Source organism: Bacteroides sp. ET489, from assembly GCF_030518095.1.
In the GTDB taxonomy this organism is placed as follows: Bacteria; Bacteroidota; Bacteroidia; order Bacteroidales; family Bacteroidaceae; genus Bacteroides; species Bacteroides ndongoniae.
In genome coordinates this window covers 78,326-104,459 of the sequence record NZ_JAULLJ010000004.1, presented here as the reverse complement: position 1 = coordinate 104,459, position 26,134 = coordinate 78,326, and the positions used below count along the sequence as shown (strand labels likewise).

The 26,134-nt window shown below is 47.8% G+C and carries 20 protein-coding genes; 8 read left to right on the top strand and 12 right to left on the bottom strand.

Annotated elements, in window-relative coordinates:
• Nucleotides 1-10: 10 nt before the first annotated feature.
• Together Q3C19_RS03575 and Q3C19_RS03570 are read left to right on the top strand one after the other, a co-directional pair.
• Nucleotides 11-382: a hypothetical protein gene (locus tag Q3C19_RS03575; RefSeq protein ID WP_022162380.1), complete on the top strand. Its 372-nt coding sequence runs from the start codon at nt 11-13 to the stop codon at nt 380-382.
• Between the two features lie 30 nt (nt 383-412).
• The gene (locus tag Q3C19_RS03570) at nt 413-883 is read left to right on the top strand and encodes a hypothetical protein (protein WP_277120307.1); all 471 of its coding nucleotides are present in this window, start codon (nt 413-415) and stop codon (nt 881-883) included.
• A gap of 139 nt (nt 884-1,022) precedes the next feature.
• Here Q3C19_RS03570 and mazG read toward each other — a convergent pair whose 3' ends face one another.
• Nucleotides 1,023-1,835: a nucleoside triphosphate pyrophosphohydrolase gene (gene mazG / locus Q3C19_RS03565; protein WP_071150760.1), complete on the bottom strand. Its 813-nt coding sequence runs from the start codon at nt 1,833-1,835 to the stop codon at nt 1,023-1,025.
• Nucleotides 1,836-2,066: 231 nt separating this feature from the next.
• Nucleotides 2,067-3,143 carry a DUF3810 domain-containing protein gene (locus tag Q3C19_RS03560; RefSeq protein WP_302727267.1) on the bottom strand — a complete coding sequence of 359 codons (1,077 nt, stop codon included), beginning with the start codon at nt 3,141-3,143 and terminating at the stop codon, nt 2,067-2,069.
• A 138-nt stretch (nt 3,144-3,281) separates the two neighbouring features.
• Here Q3C19_RS03560 and Q3C19_RS03555 point away from each other — a divergent pair, with 138 nt between their 5' ends.
• Entirely contained in the window at nt 3,282-5,915 is a 2,634-nt protein-coding gene (locus Q3C19_RS03555) for a valine--tRNA ligase (protein ID WP_302727265.1), read from the top strand.
• Nucleotides 5,916-6,077: 162 nt separating this feature from the next.
• On the opposite strand, the gene Q3C19_RS03550 is transcribed toward Q3C19_RS03555, so the two are convergent.
• From Q3C19_RS03550 to Q3C19_RS03505, 10 genes are all read right to left on the bottom strand, one after another.
• A complete protein-coding gene (locus tag Q3C19_RS03550; RefSeq protein WP_071149986.1) occupies nt 6,078-6,521 on the bottom strand; it encodes a hypothetical protein in 444 nt (147 codons plus the stop codon).
• An 84-nt stretch (nt 6,522-6,605) separates the two neighbouring features.
• A complete protein-coding gene (locus Q3C19_RS03545) occupies nt 6,606-7,709 on the bottom strand; it encodes a DUF6340 family protein (RefSeq protein ID WP_302727263.1) in 1,104 nt (367 codons plus the stop codon).
• Between the two features lie 123 nt (nt 7,710-7,832).
• The gene (gene secA, locus Q3C19_RS03540; RefSeq protein WP_302727261.1) at nt 7,833-11,213 is read right to left on the bottom strand and encodes a preprotein translocase subunit SecA; all 3,381 of its coding nucleotides are present in this window, start codon (nt 11,211-11,213) and stop codon (nt 7,833-7,835) included.
• Between the two features lie 189 nt (nt 11,214-11,402).
• Nucleotides 11,403-12,971 carry an alkaline phosphatase family protein gene (locus tag Q3C19_RS03535; protein ID WP_277120228.1) on the bottom strand — a complete coding sequence of 523 codons (1,569 nt, stop codon included), beginning with the start codon at nt 12,969-12,971 and terminating at the stop codon, nt 11,403-11,405.
• Nucleotides 12,971-14,119: a DUF4105 domain-containing protein gene (locus Q3C19_RS03530; RefSeq protein ID WP_302727344.1), complete on the bottom strand. Its 1,149-nt coding sequence runs from the start codon at nt 14,117-14,119 to the stop codon at nt 12,971-12,973. The genes Q3C19_RS03535 and Q3C19_RS03530 overlap by 1 nt, the downstream gene beginning before the upstream one ends.
• Nucleotides 14,120-14,259: 140 nt before the next feature.
• Nucleotides 14,260-14,688: a GtrA family protein gene (locus Q3C19_RS03525; protein WP_022162393.1), complete on the bottom strand. Its 429-nt coding sequence runs from the start codon at nt 14,686-14,688 to the stop codon at nt 14,260-14,262.
• Nucleotides 14,689-14,712: 24 nt separating this feature from the next.
• Nucleotides 14,713-15,300: a CDP-alcohol phosphatidyltransferase family protein gene (locus Q3C19_RS03520; protein WP_302727258.1), complete on the bottom strand. Its 588-nt coding sequence runs from the start codon at nt 15,298-15,300 to the stop codon at nt 14,713-14,715.
• A 399-nt stretch (nt 15,301-15,699) separates the two neighbouring features.
• The gene (locus Q3C19_RS03515; RefSeq protein WP_277120225.1) at nt 15,700-16,998 is read right to left on the bottom strand and encodes a PAS domain-containing sensor histidine kinase; all 1,299 of its coding nucleotides are present in this window, start codon (nt 16,996-16,998) and stop codon (nt 15,700-15,702) included.
• A 21-nt stretch (nt 16,999-17,019) separates the two neighbouring features.
• Nucleotides 17,020-18,384, bottom strand: coding sequence for a sigma-54 dependent transcriptional regulator (locus tag Q3C19_RS03510; protein WP_302727255.1), 1,365 nt, complete (start codon nt 18,382-18,384; stop codon nt 17,020-17,022).
• 113 nt (nt 18,385-18,497) lie between these two features.
• The gene (locus Q3C19_RS03505; RefSeq protein ID WP_277120223.1) at nt 18,498-19,982 is read right to left on the bottom strand and encodes a TolC family protein; all 1,485 of its coding nucleotides are present in this window, start codon (nt 19,980-19,982) and stop codon (nt 18,498-18,500) included.
• 813 nt (nt 19,983-20,795) lie between these two features.
• Between Q3C19_RS03505 and Q3C19_RS03500 the strand changes: the two genes are divergently transcribed.
• The 5 genes from Q3C19_RS03500 to Q3C19_RS03480 are packed head-to-tail and all read left to right on the top strand — an operon-like array spanning nt 20,796 to nt 26,015.
• A complete protein-coding gene (locus Q3C19_RS03500; protein ID WP_277120222.1) occupies nt 20,796-21,524 on the top strand; it encodes a type III pantothenate kinase in 729 nt (242 codons plus the stop codon).
• Nucleotides 21,511-22,752, top strand: a complete 1,242-nt coding sequence (locus Q3C19_RS03495) for a hypothetical protein (protein ID WP_071149975.1) — start codon at nt 21,511-21,513, stop codon at nt 22,750-22,752. Before Q3C19_RS03500 ends, Q3C19_RS03495 begins: the two co-directional genes overlap by 14 nt.
• A gap of 38 nt (nt 22,753-22,790) precedes the next feature.
• Nucleotides 22,791-24,116, top strand: a complete 1,326-nt coding sequence (locus Q3C19_RS03490) for a lipopolysaccharide assembly protein LapB (protein ID WP_302727251.1) — start codon at nt 22,791-22,793, stop codon at nt 24,114-24,116.
• 1 nt (nt 24,117) lies between these two features.
• Nucleotides 24,118-24,753 (top strand): LPS export ABC transporter periplasmic protein LptC, encoded by a 636-nt coding sequence (gene lptC / locus Q3C19_RS03485; RefSeq protein ID WP_302727249.1) that lies wholly within the window; start codon nt 24,118-24,120, stop codon nt 24,751-24,753.
• A gap of 2 nt (nt 24,754-24,755) precedes the next feature.
• Nucleotides 24,756-26,015, top strand: a complete 1,260-nt coding sequence (locus Q3C19_RS03480) for a hemolysin family protein (protein ID WP_071149973.1) — start codon at nt 24,756-24,758, stop codon at nt 26,013-26,015.
• Nucleotides 26,016-26,134 lie beyond the last annotated feature (119 nt).

Sequence of the window (26,134 nt, the reverse complement as noted above, 5' to 3'; positions counted from 1 at the left end):
GAGACTTTTTATGAAAGAAGAAGATTACATTTTGAGAAAGGTGGGAACGGAGAATTCTTTCCGTGTGCCTGAAGGATATTTTGAAGGACTAACTTCGGATATAATGAATAAGCTTCCTGAAAAAGAAAAGCCTGCTTTTGTGCAGAAAGAGCCAACAATGTGGGACAAGGTGAAGCCGTGGCTGTATATGGCTGCCATGTTTGCGGGAGCAGCTTTGATAATCCGGGTAGCTTCTGCCGATCGCCAGCCGGCTTCGAATGCCGATTATGTAGCGGCTGAAGAGACCGATAAAGAAATGCAATATATCAACGAGGTGGTAGATAACTCTATGTTGGACGACTATTCCTTGTATGTCTACCTCTCTGATATGGAAGCAGAATGAGACAAGGATTTTAATACTTAGAATAGAATGATGAAAAAACTGAGTGTACTGATTGTGGTGTTGTGCAGTCTGGTTTCTGTAGCTTGGGGAGCAGACGGGTGCGATCAACACCGACTGAGCAGGGAAGAATTTCGCGCTAAGCAGCAAGCTTTTATCACGCAACATGCCGGTTTGACCAAAGAAGAAGCTGATAAGTTTTTTCCTGTTTATTTCGAATTGCAGGATCGTAAGAAGCAGCTGAACGATGAAGCATGGGACTTGCTTCGCAAAGGTAAAGACGAAAAGACTACAGAAGCCCAATACGGCGAGATTCTGGAAGGTGTCTATGACGCCCGCATGTCTGCCGACCGTTTGGATAAGACTTATCTTGCAAAGTTCAAGAAGATTCTTTCTTACAAGAAGATTTATCTGGTTCAACGGGCCGAGATGCGTTTTCAGCGGGAACTTCTAAAAGGAATGCAGCGCAATGACAAAAAGCCTGGCAAACCTCAAAGAAAATAAGACTGAGCCCGGCAATAGGTATAAATATATAGTGAAATGATTTTTTTGAAGGGTACATGTGTGAGGCATGTACCCTTTTTTAGTATGCTCGGTTGTGCGGGAACGAGGAAGAACCGCCGTATGCAGATGCATACGAAGATTATGATTCTTCAGTCTTTTCTGCCTGCTTTTCCAGTTCTTTCGCTTCGTTCCACAGTTTGTCCATCTCGGCCAGGCTCATGTCGTGCAGGTTGCGGCCTTCCTTGATGGTGTGGGCTTCCAGATAGTTGAAGCGACGGATGAATTTCTGGTTGGTGTGCTCCAGCGCGTTGTCCGGATTGATCTTGTAGAGGCGGGCAGCATTGATGAGGCTGAACAGAACGTCGCCGAACTCTTCTTCGGCTTTCTGTTTGTCCATATTGGCTACTTCGGCCTGAAACTCCTGAATCTCTTCTTTCACCTTGTCCCATACCTGTTCGCGTTCTTCCCAGTCGAAGCCTACGTTGCGTGCCTTGTCCTGAATGCGATAGGCCTTGATGAGTGTAGGCAAGGCAGCAGGCACACCACTCAACACGGTTTTGTTTCCACCTTTTTCTTTCAGCTTCAGCTGTTCCCAGTTTTCCACTACCTGAGCGGCGCTTTCGGCTTTGGCATCGCCGAATACGTGCGGATGGCGGTAGATGAGCTTTTCGCAGAGGCGGTCGCAGACGTCCTTGATGTCGAAGTCGCCTGTCTCGCTGCCTATCTTGGCGTAGAAGGCCACGTGCAGCAGAACGTCGCCCAGCTCCTTGCAGATGTCCTGCTTGTCGTCGCGCATCAGGGCGTCGCACAGTTCGTACGTTTCTTCAATGGTGTTGGGGCGCAGACTCTCGTTGGTCTGTTTGCGGTCCCACGGACATTTCTCGCGCAGTTCGTCCAGTATGTCGAGGAAGCGTCCGAAAGCTTCCATCTGTTCTTTACGTGTATGTTGCATCATCGTTGTTGGTTTTAAAATTCTTGGGCAAAGGTACAAAGTTTTTTTCAGATAAAGTGCTGAGAACGAAACATTAGTAGTTTCCTTCCGTTTCCAGCTTAGGAAACTCCCGTTTCCTGCTTAGGATACGGCCGTTCCCTCCTTAGGATACGAGCGTTTCCTCCTTAGGGAACGGGCGTAACCTCTTGTGGAAACGGAGGGGATAACAGAGGTGGATGAGGGAAACTGAGTTTAGTGTTTGTCCTTCTGCCTCATTTCGTACGAAATCAGCAGTCCTACCACTTGCGAATAGTTCTGTCGTCCGCTTTCAATCTTGTTGCCTTTCAGGTAGAGGTCGTACATCCAGTCTTGTATCGAGCCGATGAGGGGGCTGTACTTTTCAGTCCAGTACAGTCGGTTCTGCTCGTAGACTTCGACCACTTCGGGACGGATGCGGCCGGCAAGGGCTTCGAATTCTTCCTGCGTGAGCAGTGGGCGGGCGTTGGACAGCACGTGAGGCAGCAGAGACAGGTAGCCGCTGAAGCGCATGGCTTGCCAGCGGGAACGGCTGCACACCTGATAGGCGTAGAAGTTGGCCTCGGCCTCGCTGGTGATGCCCAGTAGATGGGCCAGTTCGTGGGTGTAGGTGGCAGGGTACTGGTTGGGCAACAGGTCGCCGTTGACGGTGAATTCGCAGAAGAACGGCCCCATGCTGCCCGTCACGCCCACGGCAGAAATGAGCGGTGTGAAAACCATGGTCTTCACACGTGGTTGCGGATGGAAAGGCCGGTGTACGGCCAGTTCGGGGGCTATGTGGTTGTAGCCTTCGACGGCGGCGTCGCGTATCAGTCGTTTATCGGTGAGGGGGTGAGGCGTGAAGCTGGCATTCAGGCTGTCGATGTAGCGGTCGGCGAAATCCAGAAAGACTTCTTTGGAGTATTCGGCCGGCTCGATGCCGGTACGCGCGTAAAATCCCGGTTGCGAGTAGTTCAACCCCCACGCCAGGTAGAACCAGGCATACACCCAAAGCAGATATTCGCCCACCTTGCGAAGCGCACGCAGCAGTTGCTGCTTGCGGCGGACGACGGCATAGACCGGATAGAGCACTACCCATGCGATGCTGAGGGCTATGAACACATCGCCGATGGCAAAGGGGAAGAGGGCCGAGAAGGCCGAAAGTACATAAGCGATGCCGGGGTAGAGGTGCTGGGCATACCACTGTCCCCACGAAGGAATCTGCTGGGTCAGGACGACGTACAGCAACAGAAGCAGCAACAGGCCGTGACGGGGGCTGACATGCGAGCGTATGCGTGTGAACGTGCGATTCATATAAAGCGGATGTTTTTTTAGAAGAATGCTCCGGCAAAAGTAATACTAATTTTGAAAATCCTATCCGTCAGTATCGCCGGATGCCAATAAATTTGTAAATTTGCCGCCAAATAAACTATAATCAATGATTTGAAGACAATGGAATTAGCAAGTAAGTACAATCCCGCTGATGTGGAAGGGAAGTGGTACCAGTATTGGTTGGACCACAAACTGTTCAGTTCGAAACCCGATGGTCGTGAGCCTTACACCGTCGTCATCCCGCCCCCAAACGTCACCGGAGTATTGCACATGGGACACATGTTGAATAATACCATTCAAGATATTCTGGTGCGTCGTGCCCGTATGGAAGGCAAGAATGCCTGCTGGGTGCCGGGTACCGACCATGCCTCGATAGCCACCGAAGCCAAAGTGGTGAACAAACTGGCTGCACAGGGCATCAAGAAGACCGACCTGACGCGTGAGGAATTTCTGAAACACGCCTGGGACTGGACACACGAACACGGAGGCATCATCTTGAAACAGCTCCGCAAGCTGGGCGCATCGTGCGACTGGGACCGCACCGCATTCACCATGGACGAGAAGCGCAGCGAGAGCGTCATCAAGGTATTTGTCGACCTGTACAACAAAGGCCTGATTTACCGTGGCGTACGTATGGTGAACTGGGACCCCAAGGCACTTACTGCCCTGAGCGACGAGGAAGTAATCTATAAGGAAGAGCACAGCAAGCTCTACTACCTGCGCTACAAGGTAGAGGGCGATGCCGAAGGCCGTTATGCCATCGTGGCTACTACCCGTCCTGAAACCATCATGGGCGATACAGCCATGTGTATCAACCCGAACGACCCGAAGAACGAATGGTTGAAGGGCAGGAAAGTGATTGTGCCGCTGGTAGGCCGTGTCATTCCGGTGATCGAGGACGATTATGTAGACATCGAATTTGGTACCGGCTGTCTGAAAGTGACTCCGGCTCACGACGTGAACGACTACATGCTGGGCGAGAAGTACAACCTGCCGAGCATCGACATCTTCAACGACAACGGCACCCTGAGCGAAGCCGCCGGCCTGTACGTAAGTATGGACCGCTTCGACGTGCGCGAGCAGATTGAGAAAGACCTGGCCGCCGCCGGACTGCTGGAGAAGGTGGAAGCTTATACCAACAAAGTAGGTTTCTCCGAACGTACCAATGTGCCCATCGAACCGAAGCTCTCCATGCAGTGGTTCCTCAAGATGCAGCACTTTGCCGACATGGCTTTGCCGCCGGTAATGAACGACGAACTGAAGTTCTATCCGGCCAAATATAAGAACACCTACAAGAACTGGTTGGAGAACATCAAGGACTGGTGTATCAGCCGTCAGCTGTGGTGGGGACACCGTATTCCGGCTTACTACCTGCCCGAAGGCGGATACGTTGTAGCCGAGACTGCCGAACAGGCACTGGAACTGGCCAAAGCCAAGACCGGCAATGCAGACATGACACTGGCCGACCTGCGTCAGGACGAGGACTGTCTGGATACGTGGTTCTCTTCGTGGTTGTGGCCCATCTCGCTGTTCGACGGCATCAACAATCCCGGTAACGAAGAAATCAAATACTATTATCCTACCAGCGACCTGGTGACAGGACCGGATATTATCTTCTTCTGGGTGGCCCGTATGATTATGGCCGGTTACGAATACATGGGCGATATGCCTTTCAAGAACGTATACTTCACCGGTATCGTGCGCGACAAGCTCGGCCGTAAGATGTCCAAATCGCTCGGTAACTCGCCCGACCCGCTGGATCTGATCGAGAAGTATGGTGCCGACGGTGTACGTATGGGAATGATGCTTTCGGCTCCTGCCGGAAACGACATCCTCTTCGACGATGCATTGTGCGAACAGGGACGTAACTTCAACAACAAGATATGGAATGCTTTCCGCCTCGTTAAAGGTTGGGAAGTAAGCGACGATGCCGCTGTGCCCGAAGCTGCCGAGCTGGCTATGCGCTGGTTCGACGCCAAGCAGAATGCCGTAGCAGCCGAAGTAGCTGACTTGTTTGGCAAGTATCGTCTGAGCGAAGCGCTGATGGCAGTCTACAAACTGTTCTGGGACGAGTTCTCGGCCTGGTATCTGGAGATGATCAAGCCTGCTTACGGACAGCCCGTCAGCCGCAAGGTGTACGATACGACCATTGCTTTCTTCGACAACCTGCTGCACCTGCTGCATCCGTTCATGCCGTTCATCACCGAAGAGCTGTGGCAGCACATTGCCGACCGCAAGGATGGCGAAAGCCTGATGGTAAGCCCGATGGCTGCTCCTGCTGCCTACGACGAAGAGCTGCTTAAGCAGTTCGAGGCTGTGAAGGAAGTAATCAGTAATATCCGCGCCATCCGTCTGCAGAAGAATATCGCCCAGAAAGAAGAACTGGAGTTGCAGGTGGTAGGCGAAAATCCGGTAGCCGCTTATACGGCAGTCATCACTAAGATGTGCAACCTTTCTGCCATTCAGTCGGTAGCCTCAAAGACCGAAGGTGCTGCTTCGTTCATGGTCGGCACAACGGAATATGCTGTTCCGCTGGGTAACCTGATTGATGTGGAAGCCGAAATAGCCCGTATGGAAGCCGAGCTGAAGCACAAGGAAGGTTTCTTGCAGGGAGTTATGAAGAAGCTGAGCAACGAGAAGTTTGTGAACAATGCTCCGGCTGCTGTCATCGAACTGGAACGTAAGAAACAGGCCGATGCCGAAAGCATCATCAAGTCTTTGAAAGAAAGCATTGCAGCTTTGAAGAAAGCCTAAGCTGACATAAGACCATAAAAAAGATTCACGCTGATGCAGCAACCTGAAAGGTAAAACTGCAATCAGCGTGAATTTTTTGTTTTAATAGATATCTCTCTTAGTCAGAATGTTCTTGGAAAATTAGAGGGGAGAGAGGGGGAGAGGAAGCAAAATCCGGGTAACTTATTCCAGCAGTTTCTTCAGGAAGTCATCCAGCTCTTCGTCCAATCCTTTCAGCAACTCGTCGTTTACCAGCAATGTATCGTCGTCCATCAGGAGCAGTTCGGCAATGGTTTCCTTTTCCTCGTCCACCAGAACGAAAGAATAGGGTTTCATGATGGTCAGCTTGTCGAATGCACCTTCTTTCTTCATGTTGCCAAGCATGTTGGCAAATATGCGTTCTACGTTCTCGTAAAAGTCGTCACCCTCGTAGGTCATCCACTCTTCGACAGTGGCATGTGCCAGTTCGTTGTCGTCGTCATCGAAAATCAGCAAGTCTCCGGAACTCTGGACGGGTTGCAGATGAATGTCGGTGACGATGGTTTGTTCGCAACCGCAGGCAAATTTGGCGATTGCTTTCTTGATGGTTTCTTCTATGAGCGATAATGTAGATTGGCTGAGTTTCATATGCTTCTTTCTTTATGCGTGCGTCAAAGGTAGGGAAAATAATTAATAATCGGTTAAAAAAAGCCGGGAAACTTCGGTACACTGTTATTTTTCAGTTTCCTTGAAGCGGCCCATTTGCATGTCGAGCATGTGTATGCTGGCTTGCCGTTTCTCCAGTTCTACCACATACATGCTGGTCAGCAAATAGTTGGGGACACTGCTGGCATCGACTCCTCGGGTAGTTTTCTTCTGTTCTACCTGATCTATTTCGGCTGCTACAGCCTGTGCCTTTTGTGCCCAGGACAATGCGCTCTGTATGCTGTCCTGCATTTCGTAACCCAATGCCAGGTTGTAGGCGGCATACATTTTCTGCTTACCTTTCTTCTTGTTGTATTCTTTTTCCCAAAGGGCAACTGCGCCCGGCCAGTTTTTCTCTTTTACATAGATGGCTGCGTCGCGCATGTTCACCGAGCCACCGGTGAAGAAGTATCTCCGTTCCGTAGTCCAGTAAGGGAGCAGATGTTTTACGGGAATCGTTCCGGCAAAAATAGAAGCCTCCTTTATCAGGTCTTCATCCTTGATGAGACGGGCTCTTACCTGTTCTATTCCGATCCCAACGTTTTCCCAATAAATGCTGTCCGAAGGAGTCAGGCTGGCAATGGGCTTGCTGCGGTTGGGGACGTATATTCTGACAGTGGGGTATACGGCCAGGTCGGTAGTGCCGAGGTAAGTGTTGTAAGGAGAAATAGACTCTATCTTGCGGATAGCTTTCATTTGTATGTTTTCTATCGCAATAAGGAAATCAACCTTTAATTGCCGGGTCAGTGCATCTACTTCTTCCATGCTTAAGGTGGCTTCGCGGGGAGTGATGTCGTTGCTGCGCAGGGCTGAGTCGCAGATGATGACTTCGTCGAAGTAGTTTTCATCGGCAATCGCCTGTGCCAGCGATTCGGTTGCCAGTACGGGGTTTCCGTTATAGTACTGGACAAGTCGGGTTACTTCTCTTTCTGTTTTGGGTGCATCCTGCTTTTGGTTTATCAGCTGGTTGTTGGGCGTATCGGGCATATTGTTGACGATGGCTACCCGTTTCAGCATGGGAGGAAAACTTATTTCAGCAGGAATCATGTAGTCTATCGAAAGCTGTTCCAGACTTTGGCAACTGCTTAACAACAGGCAGAAAAAAATGAAAGAATAAATATACTTTGTCATGGTCTTTATCTGTTTATTCGCATGAACAAAAATACACTTTTCTCGCTATAAATAAAAAGCCTTGAACAGTTTTTAACCGTTCAAGGCTTTGTGTTGCTAGTTTGAAAAGATTGCTAACGGAACTTATTGGTTTCTTCCGTGGCAGTTCTTATATTTCTTGCCGCTTCCGCAGGGGCAGGGATCGTTACGACCTACAGTCTTTTCAGCACGGATCGGTTCGCGTTTCTGTTGTTCGCGAGTATCCTGTGCGGCTGCTGCCTGCTGGTTCGGATCGTTCAGATCTTCTTTCTGCTCTCGGTATTTACTCATGTCCTGACGTTGTTCGGGGGCAGCCTGGCGTACTTCTACGTGTTGCTGAGGAGCCTGTTGCTGTGCAGGTTGCTGTGCAGGCTGTGCATCCTGCGGCTGTTGAGGCTGTTGCGACTGTGCAGGAGCTTCCTGTACAGGGATCTGTCCACGCATCAGGATGGAAACAGTTTCGTTATTGATCTTGTTGACCATATTGTCGAACAGATTAACTGACTCCAGCTTGTAGATAAGCAGCGGGTCTTTCTGTTCGTAGCTTGCATTCTGTACTGAGTGTTTCAGTTCGTCCAGTTCGCGCAGGTTTTCTTTCCATGCTTCGTCAATGACATGCAGCAGGATTGATTTCTCGAACGATTTTACTACTTCCTTACATTCGCTTTCGTAAGCAGCTTTCAGGTTGCATGAGATGTTGTAGATACGTTTTCCGTCTGTGATAGGTATCAGAATGTTTTCGTACATGAATCCCTGCTGTTCGTATACCTGCTTGATGACCGGATTGGCAATCTGTGCCATACGTTCGGTACGGCGTTTGAACAGTTCCATTGCGGTATCGAATACACGTTCGGCCAGTTTCTCTTTCTTTTCATTCTTGAATTCTTCTTCGGTGAATGGAACTTCCATGGCAAGTACCTGAAGTACGTCCATCTTGCAGCTCTCATAATCGGCTGCTTCGACGGCGCTGGCAGCACGGTCCCATATCATGTTGACGATATCCATGCCGATACGCTCGCCCATCAAGGCGTGACGGCGTTTGGTGTAGACAACCGTACGTTGCTTGTTCATCACGTCATCGTATTCCAGCAAGCGTTTACGAATACCGAAGTTGTTTTCTTCCACCTTCTTCTGGGCACGCTCGATTGATTTGGAAATCATGCTGTGCTCGATCATTTCACCTTCTTTGAAGCCTAATTTGTCCATCACACCGGCAATACGGTCGGAAGAGAACAGACGCATCAGGTCGTCTTCCAATGAAACGAAGAATACGGAAGAACCCGGGTCACCCTGACGACCGGCACGACCACGCAACTGACGGTCTACACGACGTGATTCGTGACGTTCCGTACCAATGATAGCCAAACCGCCGGCAGCTTTTACTTCGGGACTTAACTTGATATCGGTACCACGACCGGCCATGTTGGTAGCGATGGTTACCGTACTGCTTTGTCCGGCTTGGGCTACGATATCAGCTTCTTTCTGGTGTAACTTGGCGTTCAATACATTGTGAGGAATCTTGCGCATGGTCAGCATCTTGCTCAGCATTTCCGAGATCTCGACCGAGGTAGTACCTACCAGTACCGGACGTCCGGCCTGAACCATGGCTTCGATTTCTTCGATGACGGCTTTATATTTTTCGCGTTTGGTTTTGTAAACGCGGTCGTTCATGTCTTTACGGGCAATGGGGCGGTTGGTCGGAATAACTACTACATCCAGTTTGTAGATATCCCAGAACTCGCCGGCTTCTGTTTCGGCCGTACCGGTCATACCCGACAGCTTGTGATACATACGGAAATAATTCTGTAATGTAATGGTAGCAAAAGTCTGGGTAGCGGCTTCTACTTTTACTCTTTCCTTAGCCTCGATAGCCTGGTGCAAACCATCAGAGTAACGACGGCCTTCCATGATACGACCCGTTTGCTCGTCCACAATCTTCACTTGTCCGTCGATGACTACATATTCGTCGTCTTTCTCGAACATAGTATATGCTTTCAGCAATTGGTTGATGGTATGTACACGTTCCGACTTGATGGCATAGTTGGTCATCAAAGCATCCTTCTTGGCCAGACGCTGTTCGTCGGTCAGATCTTTTTCATTCTCCAAGGCTGAGAGTTGGGCTGCGATATCAGGCAAAACAAAGAGGGTTGGGTCTTCGGAGTTACCGGTAATCAGGTCGACACCTTTATCTGTCAGGTCTACACTGTTCAGCTTTTCATCGATAACGAAATACAACGGATCGGTAACTTCGTGCATACGTTTGTTGTTCTGCTCCATGTAGATCTCTTCTGTCTTGAGCATTCCGGCCTTGATACCCTGTTCGCTAAGGAACTTGATCAATGCTTTGTTCTTGGGCAGACACTTGTGGCTGCGGTACAGAGCAAGGAAGCCTTCTTCCTGATCTTTCTTATCATCGGAAGCAATCAGACGCTTGGCCTCGGCAAGATATTTGGTTGCCAATACTTTCTGTGCTTCTACCAGGCGTTCAACCAACGGACGGAGTTGTTCGAACAGCTGATCGTCACCTTTGGGTACAGGACCAGAGATGATCAACGGAGTTCGTGCATCATCAATCAATACGGAGTCTACCTCATCGACGATGGCGTAGTTGTGTTGGCGCTGAACGAGATCTTTCGGGCTGATGGCCATGTTGTCACGCAAGTAGTCGAAACCAAATTCGTTGTTGGTACCGAAAGTAATATCTGCCATATAAGCCTGACGGCGTGCGTCTGAGTTGGGACGATGTTTGTCGATACAGTCTACGCTCAGTCCGTGGAACATGTACAACGGTCCCATCCATTCAGAGTCACGTTTAGACAGGTAGTCGTTTACAGTAACGACATGTACTCCGTTTCCTGTCAGTGCATTGAGGAATACGGGTAAAGTTGCTACCAATGTTTTACCTTCACCGGTTGCCATTTCGGCAATTTTGCCTTTATGAAGAACAACACCACCAAACAGCTGTACGTCATAGTGTACCATGTTCCAGGTAACTTCGTTTCCGCCGGCCATCCAGTGGTTCTGGTAAATGGCTTTGTCTCCTTCGATGCGTACGAAATCTTTGGTAGCAGCCAGATGCCGGTCGAAATCAGTAGCAGTAACCACAATTTCTTCGTTTTCGGCAAATCTTCTGGCAGTATCTTTCACGATGGCAAAAGCTACCGGCAATACATCATCGAGGGCTTTTTCGTAGATATCCAGTATCTCTTTCTCGATTTTGTCAATTTGTGTAAAGAGTGCTTCGCGGTCCTCCAGTTCAGTAGACTCAACACTGGCTTTCAGTTCATCTACTTTGGCCCGCTGCTCGGCTGCAGAATTGCGGATGTAGGCCTTCAGTTCTTCTGTTTTGGCGCGCAGGCCATCATTGTCGAGCTTGGCTACTTCCGGATAGGCAGCTTTGATTTTGTTCACCCACGGCTGTATTTCTTTCATGTCGCGTGTGGACTTATTGCCAAAGATCGAGCTTAAAAATTCATTAAATCCCATTTTATATATTTGTTTTTATTATTATTAGCTATATGATTGATATACTTTGCGATGCAAAGGTAATAAATTCGGCATAGAGGACGTAGTCTTTCAGCATAGTTTTTTCCTATGAAACCCGATTAATTCGTAATGAGAACCGCAGTTTGGGAAGAATACAATAATGCCAATGAATTTCTGTAGAAATATAAATCAGAAATCGAGCGGGGTTGATTGACAAGCATTAGGTGCACGGATACGCAGGGCCTTTGCCAAAGTGGGGGCAACTCGGTCTGTGCAGACAGGAATGCGTACTGTTTCGGGTTTGATGCCTGGGCCTAATAATATAAGTGGAGCTGGTATTTCAGCAGAACGTACTACGCGATTATCGGTATTGTTTTCTTGCATAACACTCCATCCCGGCAAGACTTTTATGAGTAAGTCGCCAGAACGTTTGCGGTGAAAACTGTTTCGGATACGTTCAATTTGTGGTGACCAAGGACCTAATAAAAGGCGATTGGCTGAATAGACTTCATTTACGCCACTGAACTGGACTAAGAACTGGGCAGATTTTTCCTGTATATCGTTTAAGTCCAGCTGTTTGCTTTCTATCAGCTTGTGGTTCAGATATATTTGCAGATTATGGTAACCTTCTACGTATTGGCCTTCTCCGTATGTAGCCATAAGGTACATGTTCAGTAAGGTTGCACAACGGTTCAGGTAGAATTCACCGCCTGGAACACGGTAGATGCCAACATCGGCTGCTTCAGGATCTGCATAGCCGGTGGAAGTGATGCATAAAAGGATATTCTGCAATCCTATGTGGCGGTCGAGCATGTCAAGCAAGTTGGCAATACTACGGTCCAAGCGCGCATAGGTATCTTGTATTTCCATAGCACACTCTTGTGTGCTTTTATGGTTATAGTTGCCTGCGTAATAGGTAAGGGCTAATAGGTCGGGTATTTCGTCTTTACCTAAGGTACTTTTGGATAGTAATTCTTCGGTCAGCAGATTTACTTCGTCGTTTGCAAACGGACTGAGAATTAATCTGCGGAAACTATTTGTACGGTCGTTATTTAAATGATATTTGAAGGCATCGGTTCTCCATTCGGGGAGAAACGTATAGCTGGTAACCGGGAACAGCGGATCCCATACCATATCTTTGATACGGAAATCCGGAGAGTTGCGGTCATTATATTGGCTTATCCACCACGGAAAATCGTTATAATAAGTGGTGCTACACCATTTTCCTGTCATCTTATTCAGCCAAAAGGCACCGTTTCCTGCATGTCCGGCTGCCAAAATGGCTGCATCCCGAAAGGGAGAGATAGAATAAACTAAGGCACGATTGCGTGTAGCTATTTTAAGTTCGTCAGATAAAGTAGAGGTGAGCAATTGGGAAGCCGAACTGTTCTCATCGGTGTAATTGCCCATAAAGTCGGGATCGTCCACACAGTTTCGGGGACGAAGCGTTTGTGTATCCATCCATGTACTGGCTATGATACCGTGCATCGATGGGGTGGTGCCTGTATAAAGGGTGGCAATGGCAGAGGCCCGATCTGTTTCATCGAATGGAAACTGTGCTTGGCTAAATACTTTGCCTTCACGCAACAGGCGTTTGAATCCTTTTTCTCCATACAAAGAGGAAAATGCTTCCATGTAATCCGTGCGTAACTGGTCGATAGTCAGTGTTACCACCAGCTTGGGAGTAGCAGGCATCGGCTGAGCCTGTAATCCGCTGAATGTAAGCGCAAGTATGGAAGTGATCAGTCCTTTTTTCATTACTTTCTTATATATGTGAGATAAAGGTTGCTTGCAGAACGTATCCACAAACTGAGTGCCAAAGGTAATACAGCTAAGTTAAATTCTTGCGGTATTATTCCCCAAAGCAGTATAAAAAAAGTTAAAACTATAATATTTGCCCACATATAGATGCTTTTTTCTTTCTTTCTTACTCTTTTTATCATCCATGGTAGGCACAAAAGATGCAAGGGATGAAATAAGAAAAGGAGATAATTGGGGCTGACGGCAGGATGCTGGGAGAAGCTTGCAAGGAATGCCAGTATGCAACCTGCTACACCGGCAGCCAGAAACAACAGAAGATCAAGCAGCCATAGACTTTTTCTCCGATAAATGCCATAAGCTGTAGCAATAGTTACTATAGTAAACAACAGGAAGGCTGTTTGGAGTGGGCTTGGGGTTTCTTCTGTACTTGTCTGTTGAGGGCTTTGTATGATATGGTCTTCGGAAGAGACAAGCGGTCGCTCCATACCTTGTGCATTCTTTAGCTGAGCTTTTGCAAGAAAGTCTTTCAGGTAAAAAGGAGCAAACATCATTTGCCGGCGGGTGATGTCTTTATCCGCTTGGCTACCTAAGCAAAGATCAATGCCAAAACGTGCCCAAGAATGCCCTATCGTGTATTGATGGACAATATCACGGAAACTAATTCCGGTTTGGAATGAGGTCATGTCATCGGCATATTCCAGCGTACCTTGTACGGCGCGTTCTATCTGGTCGCGTGGTCGTGTGGCGCAGTTGTCGTAAAAAAAGTTGTAGCGGTATATGCGGTTTTGAGGAAGATAGTTTTCTTCTAATAGGGCAAGCAGCTTTTTCTTTTCTTCTGCATTCAGGTTCAGAGTCTGCTGCCATACATCCCGTCCCGTCCAAGTGTATTCGTATGCAAATTGTTTATAGGAAGTAACCCCCAGTTGGTAATCTGTTTCTCCAAGTGTGAAACGGAGAATGAAGTTGGGGGTATTGAAGCTGAATATCCCATAATTGAATACAGCGTCAATGCCCCTAGTAAAGTTCTCGTATCGGATAGCCGTATGCCCAAAAAGAGAGTAAATCTCTTCACCAGCGCCACAAGTCAGAAGGCTGAAGCGTATGCTGTCTTCCGTTGTAGGAGGAACAGCTTGCTTTTGTACCATAGTCTGTGCCTGTATTGCCTGGGGAAATATACTTCCCAGGGTGCAGAAAAACAATGTTAATGATAAAAAAGTCAATTTCATTGTTATATGTAATATGCTATTGTGGCAGATTGCTTTTATGTCTCAGGCATTTATATAATTTATCGGCTTGAAACTTTGGATACAATCGAACGTTTCCCGAATACAATGGTTTCTGCCAGAAAATAATTGAATAGTCCGGAAATGAGGAGAGCTGCAAGGTTGCAATATACCACATTCCAGCCGAAAATCTTCTGAAACAGCAGCAAGAATAGCATCTTGACCAAGAAACCTAGTACCGAGGAAAAATTGAATATGAGGAATCGGTAAGTGAAATCCTTGATATTCTTGTTGGTAATACGTTCTTTCCATATCCAATAATAGGAACATACGAAATTGCTGAATACGGCAAACTCGAATGAGATGACAGGAGAAACGACATAAATCCCCCAGTAATCATGGAATATGAATTTGGAACATATCCACAGTACAAAGGTATCGACTCCTGTACCGAATAAACGGCTAACAACAAATTCTATATATGTACGCACGGACGATTTCGTTTGTTTTAGTTTTTATTTTTTAGGGTTATAGGGCTTAAGAGGATCTTGCTTGGCCAGCAGATTGCGGTCTTTGACAAACTGCATGAAGAACATGGAGAATAGGATAACTACGATGACCATGCCTGCCACATCGAATAAGCCAAACTCGTATCCATGGAAATTGTAAGAGACTTCCACCCATGGTGTATACATGATGAGTGTATTCAAAAGGATAATCACCAGTCGGAACTCGGTAGGACCGAAACAGCCATAAGTCAGAAGAAATTCTCCTTTTAATATGGTTCCGATATACGTATAAATGGATAAGACCAAATATCCGGCAAGTACCAGCAATGCTATGTCGAGACGGAAGATTGGAGACAAGCCTGCTCCTATACATATAATACATATAGTAATGGCGTCTAATGTGTGGTCGATGAAGAAACCGTAAATGGGTCGCTGAGCCTGTCGGACACGAGCTAATGTCCCGTCTAAGCTGTCACCATACCAATTGATTACGAAACCTAGTGATGAAATCCACAAATACTGGAGGTTCTGATTTGCTAAGATATAGCCTAACGCACATACAAAAGCTCCTCCAAGGCCAATGTACGTCAGCATATCGGAAGTTACCCATTTAGGCTGTCTTTCTGCCAGCCAGATAAGAACCTTTTTTTCTGCCGCGTTAAGAATAGAAGTTTGAATTCTATTTGATAATTCTTTTCCCATACATTTTTTTTTATCGTGCAAAATTACAGCATTTTTTTCAAAATTCATTTTAAGTTTAACATTCTTGCAACACTTTAACAATATCTGTTACAAAACTACTAGCTTTTATAAGCTTTTATCTGATTATGACACCGTCTTATTGGAGTGTTGAAAAGAATAGAACAGAAAATTGTTCTGTTTTATTATGCTTCTCTTTTCTGCTGTATATGGATGATGATATATGTTTCCTAGAATTGATGGTGTGTTATATTGGTATTTGATGCCCAACGTAACCGACAATAGAACCATTTCTTATGGAAATGAAATTCGGAAACGGGTCCAGCCATCGTTGTAAGTACGCAGTGAGAATGTACATCCATGGCGATTCAGCACTTCGCGGATAAAGATAAGTCCGATGCCTTGCCCGTGGGGCTTGGTTGAAAAGAAGGGACTGAATAGTTTTTCTTCCGTTTCCTTGCTGATGCCCGGACCGTTGTCGGCTACTTCGAGCGTTGCAGGAGCGGTGGTGGTGATTCTGATTTCTCCGTCCTGGCCGATGCTTTCGACAGCATTCTTGATGATGTTGACCAATACCTGTTCGAAAAGCGAGGTGTCCAGATTGACGTCTCCTACATCGGGAGCGCATTGCAGTGTGAGCTGGATGTGATGGTCGTTGCATAGTCCTTCCATAAAGCGTACGCAGGTGGTGGCTGTTTCGTTCAGGCTGTTTCGCGCGAGGAGTGGTTCTGGTATTTTCACCACGTCGGCAAAGCGGGTAATGAACTTGCTCATCGAAAAACAGCGTTCGGTACATACGTGCATGACGTCGCAGATTTCTTCCATATCTTTTTCGGTGGCCAGTGCTTGCTCTACTGTGTCCAGCGTAGAGGTGATACCTGCGGTCGTGTTATTTACTTCGTGGGCTATCATGCGTATCACCTTTTCGTAGGCTTTCTTTTCGGCGCGTATCACTTCGTCGGTCATGCGCTCTATCAGGTAGAAAGGATGCTGGAAGCCGCGGTCGATGAAGAAGGTGAAAGTGCAGCGGTAGATGTTGGCATCGTTCAGACGGACCACTCGCGTCTCTTCTTTGCTGAGGGCTGCCAGCTCGGTGGCCAGCGGGGAGTCTATTTTCTCTATCGGTTTGTTCAAGAGGCTTTCAAGATGGATGCCCAGCATCTTGATGGCCATGGGGTTGGCCTGCGATATGTTTCCGTCCAGATCGGTGATGATGACGCCCATAGGCGAGGCCTGTATCAGAAGGTCGAGGAAATGATTCTGTTCGCGCAGGCGCAAGCGTTCGTTCTTTAGCTGATCCATCATGCGGTTGAAGATGTTCACAATGCGGTCGGCTTCGTGTTGTCCCACGGGGCTGAGGCGGCTGCTGAAGTCTTGTTCGCGCAGAAGCTCCATACCGTTTCCGATGGTGTGCATGGGCTTCACAATCTTATTATAAAAGACGATGAGGTAGATCAGGATGAATGCGATCGTTCCTTCCATTATATAATAAGGTAGGCGGCTGTCAGGCAGATGGGTTGCCCAATATGCCAGAGCGCCTGACAATGCCAGCAGTATCAGAGCCAGTATGATGAAGAAGGACTTGATGCGCACGTCGGTTATGGTTTATGAGTTTTACGAAAGATTGTTGACCGCAATGTTGTATTTCTCCAACCGGCGATAAAGGGCAGCCCGGCTGATGCCTAACGCCAGGGCTACCTGGCTGAGGTTTCCTTTGTGACGTTCGAGCGCCTGAAGTATGGTGTGGCGTTCGATTTCGTCCAGCGTCATGTTGGCATACGATACGTTCTCGGTGGCTTGAGGTTGTTCGTTGGTGCGCAGGTATTGGGTATCAAAGTCGGCAGCGGTGATGACGGATTTGCCGCTGACAAGGATGGTGCGCTCGACGAGGTTCTTCAGCTCACGGATGTTTCCCGGGTAGGGGAGTTTCGACAGGAAGCTCAGGGCATCGGATGCAAACTCTGTGTGGGGCAGTCCGTTGGCTTCGGCCTGGCGGTCGGCGAAGTAGCGTGCCAGTAAGGGGATGTCTTCGCGGCGTTCGCGCAGGGCGGGAAGCTTGATGGTGATGAGGTTGATGCGGTAGAAGAGGTCCTCGCGGAAAGTACGTTCGGATACCATTTTGCGCAGGTCGGCATTGGTGGCCGATACGATGCGCACGTCTACTTTGCGGGGACGGCTGTCGCCGAGCACTTCGAAGGTCTGGTCCTGCAATACGCGGAGCAGTTTCACCTGACAGGAAAGGTCGAGGTCGCCGATTTCGTCAAGGAAGATGGTTCCTTTATTGGCCAGTTCGAAACGGCCGATGCGATCGGCGCTGGCATCGGTGAAGGCGCCTTTCTTGTGGCCGAACATTTCGCTTTCGAAAAGGCTTTGCGAGATACCGCCCAAATTGACTTTCACGAAGGGTTGTTTGGCGCGCTGGCTATTGATGTGGATGGCTTCGGCTATCAGTTCTTTGCCGGTGCCGCTTTCGCCAGTGATGAGAACCGAAGCATTGGTGCGTGCGATGCGTGCTACGGTATTTAGCACTTCCGTCAGTCCGCGCGATTTTCCGATGATGTGGCTGCGGTCCAGTGTGTCGGCCTTCTCGGTGGTGCTTTCTGTCTGCGGCGCATTCAGTTCGAGGGCTGTCTCGATGCGTTGCAGCAGGGCGGCGTTGTTCCACGGTTTGGTGATGAAGTCGAAGGCGCCGGCCTGCATGCCTTGTACGGCCAGCTGGATGCTGCCCCAGGCGGTCATCAGTATGACAGGTGTTTCGGGGCGGAATATTTTTACTTGTTTCAGCAGGGTAAGTCCTTCTTCGCCGGTTGTAGAGAGGGTGAAGTTCATATCCATCAGTATCAGTGCCGGAGCTTCGGCGCGGACGGTGTCGATGGCTTCGCGTGGGCCTGGCACGGCCTTTACTTCGTAGCCGGCGCGTTTCAGCATGAAGCTGAGCGAAGAACGTACTGCGCTATCGTCGTCAATTACAAGAATCATGTTTATATATAATAAGGTATAGTTAAATGTATGTGCAAAGTTAGCAATTCTCTTTGCACGTTGCAAGCGGTCGGCCCGTCTTTCGTGCGTGGAACGTACGTGGGCGGACGGCTTTATCTTTTCACAATGTCCTCGAAGTCGGCTTCGAGCTCGGTGTTGCGTTCGAAGTCCCACAGGGTGAGGCTGCGTATCTGGTAGAAATAGTACCAGTAATAATATAGCTCGGAGATGTGTTTCTGGCGGGCTTCGTCTTTCGAGTTCTGGGCATCGTTCAGGTCGAGGGTGCTGATTTTTCCTATCATAAAAGTTTCTACGCTGGTTCGGTAGCGCTTCTCGGCGATGAGGTCGGCTTCTTGGGCGATGTTGAGCTGCTGTGCCTGGTTGTTGAAGTTCTCGACCAGCAGGAAGATGTTCTGGTTGAAGTCCATCTGTTCCTGGCGTATTTTGGAGAGCACCACTTCACGGTTGCTTTTGGCCACCCTTACTTGTCCGCGTCGTTTTCCCCAGTCGAGGATGGGGATCTTGACGCCGACCTGCACCACTTGGTTATCTACCAGTCCGCGGTAGGCTGTCGACAGCGCGTTCGACTGACCTGTGTAGCCCACACTGGCAAAGAGGTCGATGCTGCGCAAGTTGCCGCGGGCGGTAGCCACTTCGTAATCGGCTTCCAACTGGCGGCGTCGGATGTTCTGGGCGAAGGAGTTGCGTTCCAATGCTTTTTCGAGCACGCGTTTATATTCCATGTTGAGCATGGGGACGGAGGTAGGCAGCGTCGGGTTCAGGGTTTCCTGTTCGGACACGCCGAGGAAGGAGCGCAACTGGAACATTTTGGCGTTCAGATTACTTTCGGCGGCAGTGACGTCGGCCTTGCTTTGCAGGGCGTTGAGCTTCAGTTGCAGCAGGTCGTTTTCGGATATCTGTCCCATTTTGCGCTTGGCAATGGCTACTTCGTACAGGCGGTCGGCGTTGGTCTTGTTCTGGCGTTCGGTGGCGAGCGACTCTTTGGCCAGCAGCAGTTCGAAGTAGTAGGTGATGGCTTTCATCGTCACTTCCTCGGTGGCGCTTATAAAGGCGGCTTTGGCTTCGGAGTAGCGCACGGGCTCGATGCGGCGGTCCCACTTCAGGGTGTTGACTCCGAAGATGGGTTGCGTCAGTTCTAGACTGACGGGGACGGACATGAACTGTTTGCTGCCGTTCGAGCCCAGCTCCTTCAGATAGTCGAGCGAGGAGGTGAGCGAGAGTTTACCTCCCGTCAGCCAGATGTTCTGGTCGATGGACACTTCGCCCGAAAGCCCCAACACGTTATCGCGTACGTACGAGTAGGTACCGTCGGCGTTCTGGTACGAGTTGTATATCTTCCGATAGTTGGGCAGCGTGCCTGTGAAGTTGACTTCGGGCAACAGGTTGGCCCGGAACGTGCGGTATTCCCAATAGGCGGTCTTCAGTTCGTTCAGGGCGACGGCGGCGTCTACCGACTGTATACGTGCCAGGGCGATGGCTTCGTTCAGGGTGATGTCCCGTTCGTGCGTCAGTGTATCGTTCTGTGCGTGGAGCATCAGGGGCATCCACAGGCAGGCTGCAAGTAAAATCTTCTTCATCTTAGTTTGGCTATTAATTTTTCTGTTTCCGTGGTAACCGTAGTTACCGTGGCTTGCCAAAGTAAAGCAAAGAGCGTGCCAAGCGCTCAGGAGTGTCTGTGGGGGCGGTGGTGTTCGGAATCGGACACTTTCGTTGTTCGTTTACGGACGGCGGACGGTTGTAAGCCGGGCCGGGGCTGTGGCTTTGACGTTTTGACATTTTGCCGATGGAAGCCGTCGAGAATCCGTTATTTCCGTACGTTGGGGCGTTTGCCCGGAAATTTACGAGCGGTTTTCTGTATTCCTTTCATTTATAGTGGGGTATCGAAATGTTTACATCTGAAATAGAAGAAAAAAGTATCCAAATGGCTACCAAAAGCAGTGTTCGCAGGGGTGAAAAGCTGTTTCGGTGAGCGCCACAAGCAGTCTGGACGAGCCGCACAAGCAATCTGGAAGTACAACACAAGCAATCTTGCTGTCCGCCGCAAGCATTGTTCAGTGCGAAAAGAAGCGTTTTTGTCGTGTTTTTCTGCATATTTATACGTTATAAGGCTGCTTTTTATGCGTTTCGGCTTCTATTTGCAGGTTGTCGATAAAGGTTGTGGTTAGCAAAAGGAGCTTTTCTCTGACTTTTTGAGTAAGAACCGGCTTGACTAGTATCGATGTGGCAACTGTACTTGTCGCTTCCGAGAGGCTTTAAATGTGCTGTCGGAGGGTTGTTTATGGGGCAGAACAGGGGGAATACTGCCCGTCAACTCATCTTCTTGCGTATATTGTGTCGAAAATTCAAAATTCAGTCGTATCTTTGCGCCCGCTTAACAAAAAGAGTTTTCAATGAATCTGATTATCGACATCGGTAATACCGTCGCCAAACTGGCGGCTTTCGACGGAGATGAATTGCTCGAAGTGGTGCACGACTCGAACGAGACGCTGGAACACTTGCCCGCTTTCTGCCGGAAATATCCTTTCCGAAAGGCCATTCTCGCCACGGTTATCGATCTGACGGCCGATGTGCAGGATCGCTTGAAGGAGCTTCCCATTCCTTTGCTCTATCTGGGGGCCGATACTCCGTTGCCGGTCGAGAACCTTTACGAGACGCCCCGTACGCTGGGGTACGACCGTATGGCGGCCGTGGTAGGTGCCAACGCCCTTTGCCCCGGCCGCGACCTGCTGGTGATAGATGCGGGTACCTGCATTACATACGAGTTTATCGATGCTTCGGGTCGCTATCATGGAGGCAACATTTCGCCGGGATTGCAGATGCGTTTCAAGGCCCTGCACCAGTTTACCGGCCGCCTGCCCCAGGTGCAAGCCGAGGGTCGTCTGCTGCCTTTGGGCAAGGATACCGATACCGCCATCCGTTCCGGTGTTCTGCAAGGAATGGAGTATGAGATTTCAGGCTATATTCAAACGATGAAGCATAAATATCCTGAACTTTTGGTTTTTTTAACGGGCGGGAATGAATTTTCTTTTGATACAAACTTAAAAAATATCATCTTTGCAGACAAATTTTTAGTGTTGAAAGGATTAAACCGAATATTGAACTATAATGACAGGATATAGACAAACGCTTGTGACGCTCGTGCTCACGTTGTTATCCGGAGTGGCATTCGCTCAGAATAATACGAATTCTCCCTATACAAGATATGGATACGGACAATTAGCCGACCAGGGTCCGGGAAGCAGTAAGGCAATGGGAGGCATTGCCTATGGTTTGCGCGATAACTCCCAGGTCAACTTCGCCAATCCGGCATCCTATAGCGCCGTAGATTCGCTGACCTTTATATTCGACGGTGGTATTTCGTTGCAGAATACCAATTTCAGCAATGGTGTGCTGAAGCAAAATGCCAAGAATTCGAGTTTCGACTATATCACCATGCAGTTCCGTGCAGCCAAGTGGGCGGGCATCAGTTTAGGTTTGCTTCCTTACTCCAATGTAGGATACAACATCGGCGAAACCCGTGAAGTGGAACAGGTTTCTTATACCGGTGACGGTGGTTTGCACCAAATTTATCTGGGTACTGGACTTAAAATATTTAAAAACTTTTCTATTGGTGCGAATATTTCGTATCTTTGGGGAGACATCACACATACTGTAAACGTGACTTATCCCAATACGTCGTCGGCTTTCGCTTTCGAACGCGAACAAAATGTGTCGGTGACCAGCTATAAGCTCGATTTGGGTGCGCAATATACGCATCAGTTCGGCAAGAAGCATCAGGTGACGTTGGGTGTTGTTTTCTCGCCCGGTCACGACTTGAACAACGATGCTTATACGCAGACTACTACTGGCAACAGTTCGATGGGATACACCGTATCGCAACGTGATACGGTTGCTACGTGTGGCATACCTACAACGTTAGGTGCCGGATTCACCTACGTGTACGACGGTCGTCTGACAGTGGGAGCCGATGTGATGTTGCAGAATTGGAGCAAGACATCGTTTATGAACAGCTCTGATGCTTTCAGCAACCGTCGCCGCATAAGCCTCGGTGCAGAGTACATGCCGAATCCAATGGGCAGAAGTTATCTGTCGGTTGTGAAATATCGTGTGGGAGCCTATTACTCCCAGCCTTATTATAAAATGGAAGGAAAGCGGGCGGCTGATGAGTACGGCGTAACTGCCGGTTTCGGATTGCCCATTCCGAGAACACGTTCGATATTGAGCATTTCCGGTCAGTACGTCAGAGTATCTGGCAAACATGCCGGCTTGCTGGATGAAAACACATTCCGGGTTTGCATCGGAGTAACCTTCAACGAACGTTGGTTCTTCAAGCGTAAAGTGAATTAAAGAATAGACAAAAATATCACAACTAAAATTTTGATACAATGAAAATTAAGACGCTTGTGGCTGCTGTATTGCTCCTTTCGGGTGGAGCAACCAGCGTTTTTGCACAAAACGATTGTAATGCGAACAGTAGTATTTCGCATGAGGCAGTTAATGCCAAGAACTATAAGGACGCATATGCACCCTGTATGGCCGTGCTGAAAGAGTGTCCTACGCTGAGATATTATACTTTTAAGGATGCTATCGAAATTCTGCAGAATTTCTTGCAAACTAATAAAGACCGTAACTCGGCTGACTACAAAAAGTATTTTGACGAACTGATGGAAGTGCATGATCTGAAGATCAAGTATCTTCCCGAGTTTGCTACAAAATATAAGAGCGGTATTCCCAGCGAAGCAACTGCTCTGGGTACAAAGGCTATTGACTATCTGATGTATGCTCCGTCTTTGAATCTTGATCAGGCTTATAATTGGCTGAAGGAATCAGTAACTACTGGTAAGGGGGAAGTTGACGGTGCAGTGTTGCACTACTTCCTGGATGTGTCCATGCAGAAAGTGAAAGCTGACAGTAATCATACCGATCAGTTCTTCCAGGATTATCTGGATGCTTCTAAATATATAGAAGAGGCTATTGCCAATGAAACAAAGCCTAATAAGAAGAAAAATCTGGAAGCTATTAAAGAGAACTTGGTTGCCATGTTCGTTAACAGTGGTGTAGCCGACTGCGAATCTCTGCAGAATATCTATGGTCCGAAAGTAGAAGCTAACCAAAGCGACTCCACTTTCCTGAAGAAGACTATCGCTATCCTGAAGATGATGAAATGTAATGAAAGCGAAGTTTACTTCAAGGCTTCTGATTACCTGTATCGTATCGACCCGAGTGCAGATGCTGCTGTAGGTGTAGCCTATATGTATTATAAGAAAGGCGACTACGATAACGCCGTGAAGTATTTCGACGAAGCTTTGGGTATGGAAACTGACAATGCAAAGAAAGCTGAAATGTCTTATGCAACAGCTGCTGCTCTGTTTAGTGCCAAGAAGCTTTCTCAGGCAAGATCTTACTGTCAGAAGGCCCTTTCTTTCAAAGAAGACTACGGACAGGCATATATCATGTTGGCACACATCTATGCTTCCAATCCGAAGTGGAGTGATGAGCCTGCTTTGAACAAATGTACTTACTTCCTCGTAATCGACAAGCTTCAGAAAGCTAAATCGATCGATCCGAGCGTGACCGAGGAAGCCAATAAGCTTATTTCTACCTATTCAGCTTATACCCCGCAGGCAAAAGACTTGTTTATGTTGGGTTATAAGGCTGGCGACCGTGTAACTATTGGTGGCTGGATAGGTGAGTCTACAACCATTCGATAATATGATGTCATCACAATCGAAGGGCGTAATATATTTTAGAAATCTGAGCATAACCATTGTCTTAGGGGGAATGGTTATGCTCCTTTTATTTTCGGCCTGCTCTGGAAAGAAGCAAGAACTGGGCGCAGCCATTACCGAACGTGATTCGATGCCGGTGATGGATACGCGGGGAGTCACGACGCTTATTTCAGACTCTGGTGTTACGCGTTACCGCATTCTTACCGAGGAGTGGAAGGTGTTCGATCGTAAGTCTCCTTCTTACTGGTCTTTCGAAAAGGGAGTCTATCTGGAGAAGTTCGATACCTTGTTTCAGGTCGAAGCAAGTATAAAGTCTGATACTGCTTATTTTTACGACAAGCAGAAGCTTTGGAAACTGATAGGTAATGTACATATACAGAACCTGAAGGGAGAGAAGTTTGATACAGAGCTGCTTTATTGGGATCAGACGAAAAAGAAGGTTTATTCGGACAAGCGTGTGCGTATCGAGCAGCCCGATCAGATTATTTATGCATGGGGCTTTGAATCGAATGAACAAATGACAAAATATCGTTTCTTCAAGACTGACGGTATATTCTATATCGACGAGGAAGAGGGAGCCACTCCTTCCGACAGCCTGAAGACGGACAGTATCGGATAAGTATGTTAGACACTATTATTTATTTGCTGATAACCATGGCTTTCTCTGCCTTTTTCTCGGGAATGGAGATTGCCTTTGTTTCGGTCGACAAGCTACGTTTTGAAATGGACAAGAAAGCTGGTGTAACGTCTGCCATTCTTTCTTATTTCTTCCGCAATCCTAACGATTTCATTTCGACAATGCTGGTGGGCAATAATATTGCGCTGGTTATTTACGGTATTTTTATGGCGCAGATTATCGAAGGGAATCTATTGGCCGGAGTTATTTCGAATCATTTTGCGGTAGTACTGATACAAACGATTATTTCAACACTGGTTATCTTGGTGACGGGTGAGTTCCTACCTAAAACATTGTTTAAGATCAATCCCAATCTGGCCTTACGTGTATGTGCCATGCCGTTGTTTGTATGCTATGTAGTCTTGTTTCCGGTCTCTAAATTAGCTTCAGGGCTTTCGTCTGTCTTTTTGTATATTTTCGGCGTACGTATTAATAAAGAGGCGCGTGCCAGAGCATTTGGAAAGGTCGATTTGGATTATTTCGTCCAGTCGAGTATCGAAAATGCCGAAAGTGAGGAGAATCTGGATGCCGAGGTGAAAATATTTCAGAATGCGCTCGACTTCTCGAATATCAAGATACGTGATTGTATTGTGCCGCGTACCGAAGTTGTAGCAGTTGATGTCAGTGCTTCACTGGACGAGCTGAAAAGTCTTTTTGTGGAGTCGGGTATTTCGAAAATAATAGTGTACGACGGTAGTATAGATAATGTGATAGGTTATATTCATTCGTCGGAGATGTTCCGTAATCCGGCCGATTGGCGAAATAATGTGAAGGATGTTCCCATTGTTCCCGAAACGATGGCGGCTCACAAACTGATGAAACTGTTTATGCAACAGAAGAAAACGATTGCAGTTGTGGTAGATGAGTTTGGCGGGACCTCTGGTATTGTTTCTTTGGAGGATTTGGTAGAAGAAATCTTTGGAGACATAGAAGACGAACATGACAATACGTCGTATGTATGTAAACAAATTGGAGAGAATGAATATGTTTTGTCTGCGCGTCTGGAAATTGAGAAGGTAAACGAAACGTTTGGTCTGGATCTTCCGGAATCGGATGATTATTTGACGGTAGGCGGGCTTATTCTGAACAGTTACCAAAACTTTCCCAAGCTGCACGAAGTGGTAACAGTAGACCGTTATCAGTTTAAGATTATTAAGGTTACAGCTACTAAAATTGAACTGGTGCGGCTCAAAGTAACCGAATAATGCTATTTAGATGCAAAATTTCGGCGAATAAATAGATGCGTATTAGCATTTTTTGTATCTTCGTGCGCTAAAATCGGTAAAAATAAGAAAGTAATAAATAAACAAATAAATCTAATTAA